The sequence below is a fragment of the Dactylosporangium sp. NPDC049140 genome (assembly GCF_040648435.1).
Genome location: NZ_JBEZDS010000002.1, coordinates 471,000 through 485,978, shown reverse-complemented (window position 1 = coordinate 485,978; position 14,979 = coordinate 471,000). Strand labels below are relative to the sequence as shown.

Annotated in this window: 14 protein-coding genes; 6 read left to right on the top strand and 8 right to left on the bottom strand. The window is 73.6% G+C overall.

The features are described from left to right. Positions 1 to 35: 35 nt before the first annotated feature. Positions 36 to 1,307, bottom strand: a complete 1,272-nt coding sequence (locus AB0B76_RS05930; protein ID WP_360369969.1) for a glycosyltransferase — start codon at positions 1,305 to 1,307, stop codon at positions 36 to 38. Positions 1,308 to 1,438: 131 nt separating this feature from the next. Here AB0B76_RS05930 and AB0B76_RS05925 point away from each other — a divergent pair, with 131 nt between their 5' ends. Further along, entirely contained in the window at positions 1,439 to 3,934 is a 2,496-nt protein-coding gene (locus AB0B76_RS05925; RefSeq protein ID WP_360369966.1) for a SpoIIE family protein phosphatase, read from the top strand. 167 nt (positions 3,935 to 4,101) lie between these two features. Here the strand turns inward: AB0B76_RS05925 and AB0B76_RS05920 are convergent, their stop codons facing one another. After that, on the bottom strand, positions 4,102 to 4,701 hold the full coding sequence (locus AB0B76_RS05920) for a hypothetical protein (protein ID WP_360369964.1): 600 nt from the start codon (positions 4,699 to 4,701) through the stop codon (positions 4,102 to 4,104). 92 nt (positions 4,702 to 4,793) lie between these two features. On the opposite strand from AB0B76_RS05920, the gene AB0B76_RS05915 reads away from it, so the two are divergent. Both AB0B76_RS05915 and AB0B76_RS05910 read left to right on the top strand, forming a co-directional pair. Next, positions 4,794 to 7,013: a TRAP transporter fused permease subunit gene (locus AB0B76_RS05915; RefSeq protein ID WP_360369961.1), complete on the top strand. Its 2,220-nt coding sequence runs from the start codon at positions 4,794 to 4,796 to the stop codon at positions 7,011 to 7,013. After that, positions 6,919 to 7,938 (top strand): TAXI family TRAP transporter solute-binding subunit, encoded by a 1,020-nt coding sequence (locus tag AB0B76_RS05910; RefSeq protein WP_360369958.1) that lies wholly within the window; start codon positions 6,919 to 6,921, stop codon positions 7,936 to 7,938. The genes AB0B76_RS05915 and AB0B76_RS05910 overlap by 95 nt, the downstream gene beginning before the upstream one ends. On the opposite strand, the gene AB0B76_RS05905 is transcribed toward AB0B76_RS05910, so the two are convergent. Next, complete coding sequence (locus AB0B76_RS05905; RefSeq protein ID WP_360369955.1) at positions 7,939 to 8,178, bottom strand: hypothetical protein; 240 nt, start codon at positions 8,176 to 8,178, stop codon at positions 7,939 to 7,941. It lies immediately after the preceding gene. A 62-nt stretch (positions 8,179 to 8,240) separates the two neighbouring features. Then, positions 8,241 to 8,948: a peptidylprolyl isomerase gene (locus tag AB0B76_RS05900; RefSeq protein ID WP_360369953.1), complete on the bottom strand. Its 708-nt coding sequence runs from the start codon at positions 8,946 to 8,948 to the stop codon at positions 8,241 to 8,243. 116 nt (positions 8,949 to 9,064) lie between these two features. On the opposite strand from AB0B76_RS05900, the gene AB0B76_RS05895 reads away from it, so the two are divergent. Beyond that, entirely contained in the window at positions 9,065 to 10,498 is a 1,434-nt protein-coding gene (locus tag AB0B76_RS05895) for an Hsp70 family protein (protein WP_360369950.1), read from the top strand. 11 nt (positions 10,499 to 10,509) lie between these two features. Then, the gene (locus tag AB0B76_RS05890; protein WP_360369947.1) at positions 10,510 to 10,950 is read left to right on the top strand and encodes an LCCL domain-containing protein; all 441 of its coding nucleotides are present in this window, start codon (positions 10,510 to 10,512) and stop codon (positions 10,948 to 10,950) included. A 45-nt stretch (positions 10,951 to 10,995) separates the two neighbouring features. On the opposite strand, the gene AB0B76_RS05885 is transcribed toward AB0B76_RS05890, so the two are convergent. Then, entirely contained in the window at positions 10,996 to 13,374 is a 2,379-nt protein-coding gene (locus AB0B76_RS05885; protein ID WP_360369944.1) for a M28 family peptidase, read from the bottom strand. Positions 13,375 to 13,499: 125 nt separating this feature from the next. Between AB0B76_RS05885 and AB0B76_RS05880 the strand changes: the two genes are divergently transcribed. Continuing rightward, positions 13,500 to 13,691 (top strand): DUF6401 family natural product biosynthesis protein, encoded by a 192-nt coding sequence (locus tag AB0B76_RS05880; RefSeq protein ID WP_360369941.1) that lies wholly within the window; start codon positions 13,500 to 13,502, stop codon positions 13,689 to 13,691. 22 nt (positions 13,692 to 13,713) lie between these two features. On the opposite strand, the gene AB0B76_RS05875 is transcribed toward AB0B76_RS05880, so the two are convergent. Genes AB0B76_RS05875 through AB0B76_RS05865 form a run of 3 tightly spaced genes read right to left on the bottom strand, consistent with a single transcriptional unit; the run spans position 13,714 to position 14,860 of the window. After that, complete coding sequence (locus AB0B76_RS05875) at positions 13,714 to 13,989, bottom strand: Smr/MutS family protein (protein WP_360369938.1); 276 nt, start codon at positions 13,987 to 13,989, stop codon at positions 13,714 to 13,716. Beyond that, entirely contained in the window at positions 13,986 to 14,396 is a 411-nt protein-coding gene (locus tag AB0B76_RS05870) for a rhodanese-like domain-containing protein (protein ID WP_360369935.1), read from the bottom strand. Before AB0B76_RS05870 ends, AB0B76_RS05875 begins: the two co-directional genes overlap by 4 nt. Further along, positions 14,393 to 14,860, bottom strand: coding sequence for a cysteine dioxygenase family protein (locus AB0B76_RS05865; protein WP_360369932.1), 468 nt, complete (start codon positions 14,858 to 14,860; stop codon positions 14,393 to 14,395). Before AB0B76_RS05865 ends, AB0B76_RS05870 begins: the two co-directional genes overlap by 4 nt. Between the last annotated feature and the right edge of the window lie 119 nt (positions 14,861 to 14,979).

Below are 14,979 nucleotides of genomic sequence, written 5' to 3'. Positions count from 1 at the left end.
CGGTCCATGAGCAAGACGCGAGCCACCGAACGTGATCAGGAGACCTCGGAGAGTTCGTCCTCCTCGGACGACTCCTCGGCGCCGTCGGCGGCGGCGGGGCCGCCGGTCACCGTCTGGTACACCCGCTCCAGCTCCGTCGCCGCACGCTCCCAGCTGTAGCGGGAGCGGACGCGGTCGATCGCGGCGCTGGCGAAGCTCATCCGGCGCACCTCGTCGCCGAGCAGCGCGCGCAGGGCGCCGGCCATCGCGTTGACGTCGCGGGGCGGCACGAGCACGCCGGTGACGTTGTCGATGACGCTCTCGCCGATGCCGCCGACGGCGTAGGCGACCACCGGCACGCCGCAGGCCATCGCCTCCAGCGGGGTCAGGCCGAACGGCTCGTACCAGGGGGCGCAGGCCAGGACGTCGGCGGAGCGGTACCAGGCCGCCAGCTCCTCCGGGGTGACCGCGCCGACGATGCGCACCCGGTCGGCGACGCCGTGGGTGTCGGCCAGCTGGATCAGGCGGCGGGCCTCGGGGTCGGCATCGATGTCGCGCGGCGGGCGGGCCGGGTCGGGGCCGCCGACGACGACGAGCTCGGCCCCCGGCACGCGGCGCAGCGCCTCGACGAGGTCGCCGAAGCCCTTGCGCGGCACGAGCGGGCCGACGGACAGGATGCGGCGCAGCCCGGGGCGGCGGTGGTCGGCGGCCGCGCCGGACGGCGTGAACAGCTCGGTGTCGACGCCCGACGGGACGATCACGGTCGCGGCGCGGCGCACCCCCATGCGGCCGAGCTCGGCGACCTCGTCCTCGCTCTGCGCGACGACCCGGTCGGCCAGCGATCCCAGCGTGCGCTCCATGCCCGCGCGGGGGCCCGGGCCGGCGTTGTGGTCGACGGGCAGGATGCGGCGCTCGGCGGAGGCGAGGCCGTGGTACGTCACCACGACCGGCCGCCGCACGTCCGCGGTGGCGGTGAGTGCGGCGAGGCCGGAGAGCCAGTAGTGGGCGTGCACGACGTCCGGGCCGACGCCCGCCTCGTCGCCCCAGCGGGCCGCGAGGGCGCGGCCGAAGTCCCCCATGTGGGGCAGGGTGTCGTCGGCCGGCAGCGACTCGACCGGGCCGGCGGGCACCTGCTCGACCGTGACGCCGGGCGCGAACGGCAGGCGCTCGGGCGCGGCCCGGTCCTCCCGGCGCACGTACACCGTCACCTCGTGCGACATGGCTCCAAGGGCCCGGGCCAGGGCCGCCACGTGGGTGTGCCGGCCTCCCGCCGTCGGTCCGCCCAGCCCCAGCGGGCTGGCTTGGGCGGAGACCAGGGCGATCCTCAAGACTGCGACCTCCAGGAACCGACTGCGCTGACCTACCAACGCCCCTACCCGGGCCGGATGGTGGTAAACATCAACGGGCGAGCCGGACGCGGTGCGCCGGGACACTGGCACGGACGGGAGAGGCGACAGGCATGGCCGAGAGGGCCCCCGCGGAGAGCGGCAACAGCAGCGCGGAGCCGGCGGAGGCGCTCGCCGCGCTGGTCGCCAAGCTGCGAGCCGAGCTGACCGGGGTGCGCACCGCCATGCGGAACCGCGCGGTCATCGAGCAGGCCAAGGGCGTGCTCGTCGAGCGGCTCGGGATCACCCCCGACCAGGGCTTCGACCAGCTCGTGCGGCTCAGCCAGCGCACCAACATCAAGCTCATCGAGGTGGCCGCGGCGATCGTCGGCACCACGTCGCCGGACCCGAACGCCCCCGATGTGGTGAACCTCATCGACGACGAGCTGCGCCAGCACGTCGCCCGCTCCCGGGCCTCCACCAAGGTGGAGAAGCCGGATACGGTACCCGTTCCGGCCGCCCGCAAGCGCGCCAGCCGTACCCCCGAGGTCGAGGCGCTGCAGTCCCAGCACCAGCTCCTGAGCGCCCGGATCGCGGCCGCCCGCAGCTACGACGAGATCTGCGACGTGCTCGGCACCGCCCCGACCGCGTGGCCGCCGCCCACGGCGGTGCTGCTGACCCTGCTCGACCCGGACGGCGCCCAGCGGGGCGTGGGCACCTTCGGAGTGCCGGGCGAGGTCCGCAGCCGCTGGTCGCGCATCCCTCCCGACCCGGGGCTGCCACTGGTCGTCGCCGCGCAGGAGGTGGAGACGCTGTGGCTCGCGCCCGAGCCCGACGCGCGCCGCCGCTTCCCCGTGCTCGGCCAGCAGCCCTTCGGCGGCGAGACCCTGCTGGCGTCCCCGCTCATCGCCGGCGAGCGGGTCATCGGCGGCATCCTCATGACCTGGGCCGAGGGGCTGCCGGCCGGCGAGGAGCTGCGGCGGTACGTGGCCGCCCTGCTCGAGCCGGTGGGCCGCCAGGTCGACGCGCTCATCGGCGACGAGATCGCCAGCGCCTGGTTCCACGTGGGCGGCGAGGAGAGCGGGCAGGCGGCCCCGGCCCAGGTGTGGCTGCCGACCGTCGTCGACGCGCTGCACGACCCGGGCGCGCTGCTCTCCCCCGTGCACGAGGACGGGCAGCTCGTCGACTTCCGGGTGGAGTACGCCAACGGCCTGGCCCGGCAGATCTTCTCCGGCGCGCGTGTCGACCCGGACGAGGCCACGCTGCTGGCCGCGTACCCGGCGCTGGGCAGCGCGACGCTGCTGCCGGAGTTCGCGCGGGTACTGCAGGACGGCCAGCCCCGCCGCCTGGAGGGCCTGCGGGCCGACCCGCGCACCGACGGCGTGCCGGGCCCGCAGACGCTGACCGTGCACGCGGTGCGGCTGTGGGACCGGGTGTTCGCGGTGTGGAAGGTCGCCACCGAGGCCGATCTCCTGCACGACCAGCTGCTGCAGGCCGAGCGCATCGCGGGCATCGGCTCGTTCTGCTGGGAACTGCGCGACCCGGAGCCGCGCTGCTCCCCCGAGCTCGTCCGGCTGTTCCACCGCGGCCAGGCCGGCCGCGGCGACGCGGGCCGCATCCCGGTCGACGAGCTCACCGCGAGCGTGCACCCCGACGACCTGCTCGCCGTGCAGGACGCGGTGCGCCGCACGATCGTCGAGGGCAAGCAGCTGCTGGCCGAGATCCGCGGCGCGGGCCGCGTCAACGGCCGCCGCCTCCGCCTGACCGCCGAGGCGATCCACGACGACACGGGCAACGTCACCGCGGTCCGCGGCACGCTGCAGGACGTCACCGAGGAGCGCGCGATCGAGGGCCGCCTGCGCCGCGCCGAGGAGGCCCTGGCCGCCCAGCGGCACCGCCTCGCCGACGAGCGCCGAGCGGCCGAGGCGCTGCAGAAGGCCCTGCTGCCGACCGACCCCGAGCTGGGCCACCTGGAGGGCGTCGAGATCTGCGGCCGGTGCCGCTCCCCCGAGCGCGTGGGCACCATCGACGGCGACTGGTACGACGCCACCCCGGTGGGCGGAAACGGCTCGATCCTCGTGCTGGGCGACGTGGACGAGCGAGGCCTGTCCTCGATGACGACGGCGGCGCGCCTGCGCTACGCGGTCCGGGCCTACGCCATGCTGGACATGTCGCCGGGAGACATCCTGACCGCCGTCAACGGCATGCTGTGCGCGATGGAGGTGGAGCACACGGCCTGCCTCATCGTGGCCCGGTACTCCCCGCAGACCCGCGAGCTGCGCTGGGCCGCCGCGGGCCAGGTGGCCCCGATCCGCTACGACGCCGCGGGCCTGGGCACCGTGCTGTCCGGCCCGCTCGGCCTGCCACTGGGCGAGGTGGACCAGATGCAGTACTCGGACACGGCCGTCACCCTCGCCCCGGGCGACCGCGTGCTCTTCTACACCGGCTTGAACGCGACGGTGGCGCGCTCACGGGGCGACCGGCGGCGGGGAGGCGGGCTGGAACTGGTGCGCCGGGCCGGGGAGAGCGTCGACCTGGCCGACTTCGACGCCGTGGTGTCGCACCTGATGACGGTGCTGAACGTGCCGGAGGACGAGGACGTGTGCGCGATGCTGGTGCACGTGCCCTGATTCGCGGCGTGTTCGGCGCGATAAGTCGGGCGCTCCGCGCCGCGACTTATCGGATTTATCGCCTGCCGGGTGGCATATCCGGTTTGTGGCTTTACGGCGGGCTTACCGGGACGCGGGGCTGACCGGCGGCGCTTGGCCGTTGTCGGACGTGCTTTCGCCGGGTGGGATCAGAGCATTCTCGAGTCCCAGTCCCAAGGGATCGCCAGGCCGTCGAAGCGGCCCAGGGCGTCGCGGTGCCGGCCCGCGATCACGATTCGGTCCGGGCCCAGGTGGGCCAGCAGGTCGTCGTCGCCGAACCAGCGTACGGACGGGTCGGGCCACTGCCAAAGGCCGTCGTCCAGTTCGCGGAGGCGGACCTTCACCGCGCGGACCGCGGTGGGAGCCGGGTCCATGTGGACCAGGCCGTGCAGCGGGGCGTACGCGGCCTCGTAGACGGCGGCGTACACCAGGAACCGCGACAGGGGCAGGCCGGTGTGCAGCTCGTCGTTCTCGATCACCTCGGGGTCGAGGGCGCCGTTGGCGTGGGCCTCGGCGTCGTAGGAGTACCAGTCGGTGGCGCCCTGCCAGAAGCGCGGGCCACCGGGCGGGAGCATCGCGTGGTCGCGGCTCAGCGGGTAGGTGTAGCGCGAGGCCAGGCGGTGCCACTCGGCCAGGGGTCCGGGCACGCCGGACAGGTCCAGGTCGGCCGGGGGGCGGTCCGGGGGGCCGTACCAGCGATACACGAACCGGCCCAGGCTGTCGGGCGCTACGACGTCCAACTCGTACACGCGCAACATCATGCCGCGTTGTTGCACGTTCGCTACCAAATCCCAGACGTTGACCGTTACGAATATTTATGAAAACGCGTATTCTCCGGCGCATGTCGGACGAGTCCGGAACGGGGACGGCTCGGGACGAGGCGCGCGGCACCGTCGCGGATGGCCTGCCCGAGGAGGCCGTGGACGGCATGCACCAAGAGGGCGAAGCCGTGAACGCGTCCGTGCTCGAGGACGCCGGCGTCCGGGAGCTCGCGGCGCAGTTCGAGGAGGAGAAGCCGGGGCGGCGCGTGTACGGCTCAGTCGACGCCGGGGTCACCGCCGTCGCGGCGATCGCGGCGCTGCTCGTGCTGTGGCAGGTGTTCCGGCCGCTCGCGCAGGGCAGCCAGTACTACCTCGTCATCTTTCTCGGGCTGGTGCTGCCCCTCGTGTTCGTGCTCTACCCGTCAGGCATCCGGCTGCGGCGACGCGGCGGAACACCGCCGGGAGACGGCCCGGTCCTCGGCGGGGGCCCGACCGCCGGGGACTGGGTCCTGGCCGTCGTCGCGCTCGTCACGTGCCTGTACCCGGTGCTGCCCTTCGTCGGCGGTGGGTACGACGCGTTCCTCGACCGGCAAGGGCTGCTCGACCCCCTCGACGTGGTGATGGGCGCGGCCCTGCTGCTGCTCATCGTCGAGGCGTGCCGGCGCACCACGGGCTGGGTGCTGCCCGTCGTGTGCGGGCTGTTCCTGGCGTACGACTACTACGGCGGGCTGCTGCCGCAGGGCTGGGAGATCGCGCACGCGGGGCTGGACTTCGACCAGATCGTCGACGCGCTGTACAACTCGCCGAGCGGGTTCTACGGTACGCCGCTCGACGTCGCGGCCTCCTACATCGTGCTGTTCACCATCTACGGCGCCGTGCTCGACCTGTCGGGGGCCGGCGCGTTCTTCGTGGAGCTGTCCGTCGCCGCGTTCCGGCGCTCCCGCAGCGCGGCCGGGCGCACGGCGGTGGCGTCGGGCTTTCTGCTCGGTACCGTATCCGGCTCCGGCGCCGCGACGACCGTGAGCATCGGCGCGGTCACGTGGCCCATCCTGCGCCGGGCCGGTTACCCCGCGGAGCGCGCCGGGGGCATGCTCGCCGCGGCCGGGGTGGGCGCGATCCTGTCCCCGCCGACGCTGGGCGCCGCGGCGTTCATCATCGCCGAGTACCTCGACGTGTCCTACCTCAAGGTGCTCGGCTGGGCCACGGTGCCGACGATCCTGTACTACCTGGGCATCCTGCTCTCCGTCGAGATCGACGCGCGGCGGTTCGGGGCGCGGGCGGTGCGGCTGAAGGTGGCGTCCGCGTGGTCGCTGCTGGCACGGTTCGGGTACCACTTCCTGTCCCTGATCGTGATCGTCGTGCTGCTGGCGCTCGGCCGCTCCGCGACGCAGGCGGTGGTGTGGGCGACCCTGCTCGCGGCCGCGCTGTCGTTCCTGGACCGGCGGCACCGGCTCACGCCGCGGCGGCTGGTCCAGGCGCTCGCCGCCGGGATCCGCGGGGTGCTGCCGGTCGTCGCCGTGTGCGCGGCGGCCGGGGTCATCACCGCGAGCACCACCAAGACCGGGCTCGGGCCGCAGCTGTCGAGCCTGATGGTCGACTGGGCCCAGGCCCTCGCCACGAACCACACCGCGGTCGTCGCGCTCACCGCGATCTTCGCCGCGGTCGCGATGACGCTGCTCGGCCTGGCCGTGCCCGTCACCGCCTCGTTCATCATCGGCTGGGTCATCCTCGGCCAGGCGCTGCTCAACCTCGGCATCCCCGAGCCCGCGACGGCGATGTTCATCTTCTACTTCGCGGTGCTCTCCGAGGCGACGCCGCCGACCGCGCTCGCGTCCGTGGCGGCGGCCGCGGTGACCGGCGGGCGGGTGTTCCCGACGATGTGGCAGACGCTGCGGTACGCCCTGCCGGCCTATCTGGTCCCGATCGCCTTCGTGGTGACCCCGGCCGGGCAGGGGCTGCTCGGCATCGGCGGCTGGGACCGGGTCGCGTTCGCCCTGGCCGCCTCGGCCGCCGGGGTCCTGGCGCTGTCCGTCGCCGCCGGTGGCTGGTTCATCGGTCTGGGGGCGGCTCCGGCGGTACCGAGGGTGCTGGCCGGGCTGGCCGCGCTCGCCCTGCTGTGGCTCGACCTGTGGACCGTCGTCGCCGGCGTGGTGCTGCTCGCGCTGGCGGGACTGCTCGTGTTTCTCTCACCGCGAAGGAGCTCACGTGCGAACCCTGAAAATCCTGTGCACGACGGCGATCCTGCTGGCGGGGGTGGCCGGGTGCGGGGGCCGGCAGACGCCCGCGGGGACGTCGGCTAGCGCGGCGGCCGGCGCCGCGCTCGACTGCAGCGTCAAGAGCGACACCCGCATCTCGATCGCGACCGGCAACACCACCGGCGTGTACTACGTCGTCGGCAACGCCCTCGCCGAGCAGGTCACCAAGGCCACGAGCAACAAGGTGAAGGCGACCGCGGCCGAGACCCAGGCCTCCGTGGGCAACATCCAGAGCCTCGACAAGGGCGACTACCAGGTCGCGTTCTCGCTCTTCGACACCGCGACGGACGCGGTGCAGGGCACCGGCTCGTTCGACGGCAAGCCGGTGAAGATCGCCGCGCTGGGCCGCATCTACGACAACTCCACCCACGTGGTCGTGCGCGCCGACTCCGGCATCAACTCGGTCGCCGACATGAAGGGCAAGCGCATCTCGACCGGGTCGCCGAAGTCCGGCACCGAGGTGATCGCGCAGCGGCTGCTGAAGGCGGCCGGGCTCGACCCCGACAAGGACATCCAGCCGCAGCGGCTGGACCTGGCCAAGACGACCGACGGCATGAAGGCCGGGTCGATCGACGGGTTCTTCTGGTCGGGCGGCCTGCCGACGTCGGGCGTCACCGACCTGTTCACCACGGCCGGCGACAAGGTGAAGTTCCTCGACATCGACTCGCTGCTGCCGAAGATGCAGCAGCTCAGCCCGGCGTACCAGGCGGGCACGATCCCGGCCGCGACGTACAGGACGGCGGCGGACGTGAAGACGATCGTGGTGCCGAACGTGCTGCTGGTGCGCTCCGACATGGACGCGGGCCTGGCCTGCGTGCTGACCAGGACGCTGGTGGAGAAGCGCGACGAGCTGGCGAAGGCGAACCCGGCGGCGAAGGGCATCACCCTGCAGACGGTGCGCAAGACGGCGCCGGTGCCGCTGCACCCGGGCGCGACGGCGGCCCTGGACACGCTGGGCGCCGCCAAGTAGCTACCGCAGCATCCCGGCCAGGTGGGCGTGGACGGTCCGGGCGGCCAGCTGGGCCTCCCGGATCGCGGTGACGTCGGCGGCATCGTGCGGAAAGAACGTCAGGCGGCCGTCCTCGCCCACCACGACCGGGACCTCGATCCGCTCGAGGATCGCGGTCAGCGTCCACTGTGCGTCGAGCGCGGCCCGTCCCGCCCGCCGGACCATCGCGGGCGGGACGCGCCAGACATCGTCCACCGTCATACCTTCAGGCTAGGAACGGCTCAGGTGGTACGACAGGATGATTTTTCGCCTGTGGAAAACCCTCAGAAGGCCAGGATGATCTCCGTGCGCCGGGCCGGGGCGCCGTCGACCGGGGCCGGGTCGTCGGCGGTCGGGGCGACGCCGCCCGCGGCGATGTAGTCCAGGGTGTGCAGGCCCAGCGGGCGGACCGAGCCGAAGACCGTGTAGTTCGGGCGCAGCACCGAGTCGGCGAAGACCAGGAAGAACTGGCTGCCGTTGGTGTCCGGGCCGGCGTTGGCCATGGCGAGCAGGCCGCGGCCGTAGATGCGCCGCACGCCGGTCGGGTCGGTCGGGGCCGGGGGCAGGTTCGTGGGCAGTTCGTCCTTGTAGCGGTAGCCGGGCCCGCCCTCGCCGGTGCCGGTCGGGTCGCCGCACTGCAGGACCTTGAGCGTGGGGTACGTGGTGAGCCGGTGGCACACGGTGCGGTTGTAGAAGCCGTGCCGCGTGAGGTGCAGGAAGCTCTGCACGGTGCAGGGCGCCTCGGCGCGGTCGAGGGTCAGCGGGATCGGCCCGAGGTTGGTGAACAGCGTGACGGTGACGGTCCCGCGGTCGGGCGTGTGCCGCGGGTCGGGCGGCAGCGAGACCGGGCGCGCGGGCGGGTCTTCGGGGGTCGCGGTGTACCCGCAGGGGCCGGGCGCGGACGCGGCGGCCGCCGGCGCGGCGGCGGTGATGCCCACGGCCGCGGCGAGCACCACGAGAGCGACGAGTGATCGGACCACGCTGTCCTCCATAGACGTTCGACGATACGACACCTGCCGGTCTAACGGATGTGGATGCGCCCGTCAAGCGCGGAAACCGGACCCGTTGAGCCGATAACACCCCACTCACCAGCCCGTATATTGGCTGCGTGGACGCGCGAGGCCACCGGCTCGGGGTCGATTTCGGTACCTCGAACACCGTGGCAATGCTGGCGTGGCCGGACGGGCACGTCCGGCCGCTGCTCTTCGACGGTTCACCGACGCTGCCCTCGGCCGTGTACGCCGACGCCCAGCAGGGCCTGCTCACCGGCCGCGACGCGGTACACGCGGCGCGGATCAGCCCGGAGCGCTACGAGCCCAACCCCAAGCGGCGCATCGACGAGCCGGCCGTACTGCTCGGCGAGCACGAGGTCGCGACCGTGGACCTCTTCGCCGCCGTCCTCGTCCGCGTGGCCGGCGAGGCCCGGCGCGTCTCCGGCGGCGAGCTCGGCCCCACGACCGTCACCTGCCCCGCCGCCTGGGCCCAGACCCGGCGGCGCGTGCTGCTCGCCGCGGCCGAGCGCGCCGGCCTGGGGACCGTCACGCTGGTGCCCGAGCCGGTCGCCGCGGCCGAGGTCTTCTCCTCGATGGGCGGCCCGAGGCCGGGAGCGGCCTTCGTGGTGTACGACCTCGGCGCCGGCACCTTCGACGCCTCCGTCGTCCGCCGCGGCAACGGCACGTTCGAGGTCCTCTCGGCCGAGGGCCTGTCCACGTCCGGCGGCCTGGACATCGACGCCGCCATCGTCGGCTTCCTCGGCGCGGTCCACGCCGGCCACGACCCGCAGGCCTGGCACCGCCTGACCCACCCGGACACCAGCAACGACCGCCGCGCGCACCGCATGCTCTGGGACGACGTCCGCTCGGCGAAGGAGATGCTCTCGCGCACGGCCCAGACCATGATCCACGTCCCGTCCCTGGAGTCCGACGTCCCGCTCGGCCGCGACCAGTTCGAGCAGCTCGCCCGCCCGATCCTCACCGCCACGGTGACGTCGACGCGCGCCGCCATCGCCGCCGCGGGCCTCACCCCCGCCGACGTGCAGGGCGTGTTCCTGGTCGGCGGCGGGAGCCGCATCCCGCTGGTCGCGACCCTGCTGCACCAGGCCCTCGGGATCGCGCCGACCGTCGTGGAGCAGCCGGAGCTGGTGGTGGCCCAGGGCGCGGTGGGCGCTTCGGCGCAATTCACAACCCCGGCGGCGGTACCCGCTGCGCCTGCCCCCGCCACCGCCCGCGCCACGGTCGCGGTGCCCCCGTCGTCGCCCGCCTACTCGCCCGCGGCCCCGGTCTCGCCGACACCGCCTCCGACGGCCTCGCCGGTTTCCGCCGCGCCCGTCTCGGTCGCGCCCATGTCCGCCGCACCATGTCCGCCGCGCCCATCTCCGCCCCTCCGACGGCGTCCCCGGTCTCCACCCCGCCGGTTTCGGCACCCCCGACATCCTTCTCACCGCCGCCGGCCTACGCGCCGCCGCCCGCGGGACACCCGCCCGTCCCCCCGGCGTACGGCGCCCCGCCGGCTCCGCCCAGGCAACGCCGCACCGGAGTCCTGATCGCCGCGGCCGTGGCCGTCCTGCTGATCCTCGGCGGCGGCGCGTACGGCATCAGCAAGCTCATGGGCGACACCACCGGCAACAACGGCGGCGAGGGCCCGGGCTCCGACTCGAGCGCCGGGGACAGCTCCCAGGTCCAGGCCGACCTCGAACGCGACAGCCCCGACTGGTACACCACGGCCGAGGAGTACGACGAGAAGGCGGGCACCACTGTCGCCTACAACTGCCCGAACAAGGGCTCGATCGGCACCGTGTACGGCTCCAGCCCCTACACCACGGCGTCCTCGGTCTGCACCGCCGCGGTCCACGACGGCCGCATCACGCTGGAGGACGGCGGCCGCGTGGTCATCAAGATCATCCAGGGCTCCGAGTCCTACGAGGGCACCCTGCAGTACGGGATCAACACCAGCTCGTACGGCCCGTGCCCCTGGGCCTTCCAGATCGTCGGCTGACCCGCCCCGGGCGGCGCTCGTCCGGGGCGGCGCTCGTCCGGGCCGCTACAGCGTCTGCGTCGCCGCCACCGCCACGAGCTCGCTCGAGTGGCTGCCGAAGACGCCGACCGTGGCCGGGCGCGGCGTGAAGCCCGGCAGCCCCGTCAGGCCGTCGCTGCCGTCGACCAGCCGCAGCTTGAACGGCCCCGCCCCGCGCAGCACCAGCGTGACGTCCAGGCCCGCCGACGGGGGGCCGTGGAAGACGACGCCGAAGCGGTCCTGGTCCTCGATGTACGTCGTGGCGGCCCGGCCCTCCACGGTCGCCGAGACCACGCGGTGGTCGCCGGCCTCGCCGTAGAAGGACAGGAAGCGCACGTCGCGCCCGGAGGCGATGCGCAGGTGCAGGGTGCGCTGGTCGCCGGACGTGTCGTCGGCGAGCACGGTGGCCCGGGGCGCCGGCAGGTTCGCGGCCTCGGCCGGGCCCACCGACAGCCCACCGGCGGGCAGCACCGGGAACTGGCGGTTGAGCTGCTGGTGGCTCCGGACGTACTTGCTGGTCCAGTCGCCCGGGGACTGCTCCAGGCTCACCCACTCGGCGGTGCCGGTGTCGCGGTCCAGCGCGTACATCAGGTGCGTCGGCTCCGGATGTCCCTCGTCCCAGTTGTCGACGACCATGCCCGTCGCGGTGCACACGAGCGCGACGACCAGGGCCGCCAGCGCCGGCGCCGAGCCCAGCCGCCGGTGCCCGGGCGCGGTCGCGGCGCGGAACAGCGGCTCCAGGGCGGGCAGCGCGGCCAGGCCGAGCAGCATCGCGAACAGCGCCGGCGCCGCGCCCGTGGCCAGGCCCAGCGCCGGGAAGAACAGCGCCACCGTGGGCGCGAGCACCAGGGTCGCCACCGCCGCCCCCGCGGTCAGCACGGCCGTCTTCGCGAGGCGGTTCCGGATGTACAGCACCGCGATGCCGGCCACCGACCCGAACAGCGCCGGCACGGTCACCAGGTACGAGCCGCCCGGGATGACCGCCGCGAACAGCGCGCCGAGCAGCGCGAGCAGGCCCAGGGCGCCCGTGGCCAGCGGGACGGGCCCGACGCGGCGGCGGCTGAGCGCGTACCACCCCAGGAGCACCGCCGCCGTCAGCGCCACGACGCCGAAGCGGAACCAGGTCGGCCGGGCCGGGTCCAGCAGCTCGCCGTAGCCGGGCCGGATCGCGACCAGCACGGTCCAGAGCAGCTGGGCGGCGACTGCGACGACGATCAGCGGTACCAGCGCCAGACCGGCCCCCGCCAGCGTCCGCGGCCCCGAGGTGAGGCCCCGGCGCCGGGCGAGGAACGTCAGCGCGGCGACGGCGAGCAGGGCCAGGATCGCCAGCGGCCACGTGAGGGCGGCCGGATACCGGACCAGCAGCCCGGCGAACGGGAAGTAGACGGCGTCGCCGCTCGCGGGCTTCATGAGCGGCGGCAGGTCGGCCCGGCCGAACTCGCGGGCCAGCGCCAGGGCGTTGTCCCCGTGGTGCTGCAGGCTGGCGCGGTTCATCGTGGAGGGCCGGTCGAACGGGCTGTGGTACACCGAGGAGCCGTCGATGTACGCCGTGTTGAGCCCCGTGAACCGCTGCTGCGCCAGGAACGGGGTGAAGTCGGTGTCGTTGGACAGCAGCCGGTAGACCTCGACGGCCAGGCTGGTGCCGACCGGGTGCGGCGTGCGCGCGTAGACGTCGATCAGGTCGGCGTTGCCCTCGGACGTCTGGAACATCACCGCGGGGCCGCTGCTGCCGCGCGCCTCGAAGTTGAGCACGACCGACTGCTTCTGCCCGAGCGGGTGCTGGCTGACGAACGCCTCGGCCCCGCAGAGGCAGGCCTCCTCGGCGTCGGTGAACACGAACACGACGTCGTTGCGCGGCTTCGCCCCGCCGCCCTGGGTTAGCGCCCGCGCGACCTCGAGCAGGGTGCTGCTGCCGGCGCCGTCGTCGTTGGCGCCGTAGCTCACCTGCACCGAGTCGTAGTGGGCCATGAGCACGACCTGCCCGGTGGAGGCGGTGCCGGGCAGCACCGCGACGACGTTGCGCACGTGGGCCATGCCGCCGTCGCCGAACTTCCCGGCGTTGACCCCGACCGCGTCCTGCACCTCGGGCTTCAGCCCGTAGCCGGTCAGCGTCTCGACGATGTACTCCCGCACCCGGTCGGCGGCCGGGCTGCCCGTCACGTGCACCTCCTGCCCCATGCGCCGCACGTGCTCGAACGCGCGGGCGGCGGAGAACTCCGCGGCCGGCGTCGAGCCGGGGCGGGGCGAGGGCGGCTGCACGTCGGCGATCCCGAGCGCCGCGACCAACGCCAGCACCAGGAGCACCACGGCCGCGACCAGGGGCCGCCGCGGCGGCTCCCCGAACGCGCGATCGGGCGCAACGGCGGTCTCGGCGTCGGACAACGCGGATGGAACAGGATCGGACATGGGTCTCGTCCTCCAGGAGCGGCGCAGGGGTGAGGACATTCTGCACGCCCCCTCCGACAGTTCCGGCCGGGGTCGCGGAGACCGACTTCGCAGCGTGATGCCGCCCGAACGGTGTGCTGTGGTTCATGAACGGGTGCCGGTCGGTTGTCGACGGCCTGGTGGAGGCCCTCGCCCAGCCGCTCCTGCTCGCCAAGGTCGACCAGCGCCACGGCCGGCCGCCGCCCACCCCGGACAGCGTCAACTGGGCCGACGCCGACTGGACGGTCCTGCGCCTGGTCGCGGTGTGCCACCTCGCCGACGACGCGGACGCGTTCTGAGCCCGAAGCCCGCCGACAGTCGTCAGCGCCGACGACCCTGGGACTCGTTCCAGCGGAAATGCACGAACAACCGTCCGAAGTTGTCCGAATCCTTCTCCACCCGGTGGTACAGAGCCTTGATCTCCCGCTGGTCGAGGAACCGCAGCACCCGCTTCTTCAGCGCCCCCGAGCCCTTGCCCGGAATGATCTCGACGAGGGTGGCGCGCTTAGCCACCGCCTCGTCGATGATCCCGCGCAGCGCACGATCGATGTCGCCGTTGCGGTTGAAGATGTCGTGGAGATCAAGCTTGAGCTTCACCCCACCAGCGTAGACGTGACCGGATGCCCGGCCGCCTTCCAGGCGTGGAAGCCGCCGTCGAGGTCGGTCGCCCGGTGCAGCCCCAGGTCCTGCAGCGCGGCCGCGGCCAGCGACGAGGTGTACCCCTCCGAGCAGAACACCACCACCGGCAGGTCGTAGCGGTCGGCGATGTCCAGCCGGGCGTCGCTGCGCGGGTCGAACCGCCACTCGAGCACGTTTCGCTCCACGACGAGCGCGCCGGGAATCTCGCCCTCGCGCGCCCGCTGGGCCGCCGGCCGGATGTCCACGAGCACGGCCCCCTCCGCGAACGCCAGCCGCGCCTGGTCCGCGTCGAGCCGGTCGAGCCGTGAGCGCGCCTCGGCGAGGATCGTGTCGATGCCGCGCCCGGGCGCGAGTGCCGCGCTCACCAGTCCGCCCCCGCCTTCGTGACCGACTCGACCGAGAGCCGGCCGTCGTGCAGGTGGTACCTGGTCATCGCGGTCAGCGCCGGCCCGTACACGTGCACGGTGACGGCCGGCTGGTCGCCCGCGTTCACCATGCGGTGCACGAAGTGCGCGCCGAAGCGGTGCCCGTCCCCCGGCCCGTACGCGGCCGCGGACAGCTCGCCGCCGCTGACGGTCTGCTCGACGAGCTCGCCCGAGACGACGGTGAACGCTCCGGCCGAGCCGCCGTGGTCGTGCAGGTCCGTGCCCTGGCCCGGCAGCCAGGTCAGCAGCCAGACCTCGTGGTCCCCGGCGACGGCGAGGCGGCCGTACCAGCGTTGCGCGGGGTCGAAGCGGGGCGCGAACGGCCACTCGTCGGGCTCCGCGGCGTAGGTCTGGGCGATCGACAGGAGGTCGGTCGCGCGGGCGACCGTGGTGACGACAGGCATGCGGGTTCTCCAGTATTCGGACGTACTAGATAGGAATTAAAGCAGAGAAGAGGCCCCCATGGGCAATGCCGGGGGCGGCTACTACCGGAACGGGTGGGAGACTTCCGCGAGCGGGGGCT

Bases quoted from the DNA above. Each gene is read 5' to 3' on its own strand.
- AB0B76_RS05925 (WP_360369966.1), top strand. From the start codon at position 1,439: ATGGCCGAGAGGGCCCCCGCGGAGAGCGGCAACAGCAGCGCGGAGCCG.
- AB0B76_RS05915 (WP_360369961.1), top strand. From the start codon at position 4,794: ATGTCGGACGAGTCCGGAACGGGGACGGCTCGGGACGAGGCGCGCGGC.
- AB0B76_RS05905 (WP_360369955.1), bottom strand. From the start codon at position 8,178: ATGACGGTGGACGATGTCTGGCGCGTCCCGCCCGCGATGGTCCGGCGG.
- AB0B76_RS05900 (WP_360369953.1), bottom strand. From the start codon at position 8,948: ATGGAGGACAGCGTGGTCCGATCACTCGTCGCTCTCGTGGTGCTCGCC.
- AB0B76_RS05885 (WP_360369944.1), bottom strand. From the start codon at position 13,374: ATGTCCGATCCTGTTCCATCCGCGTTGTCCGACGCCGAGACCGCCGTT.
- AB0B76_RS05880 (WP_360369941.1), top strand. From the start codon at position 13,500: ATGAACGGGTGCCGGTCGGTTGTCGACGGCCTGGTGGAGGCCCTCGCC.
- AB0B76_RS05865 (WP_360369932.1), bottom strand. From the start codon at position 14,860: ATGCCTGTCGTCACCACGGTCGCCCGCGCGACCGACCTCCTGTCGATC.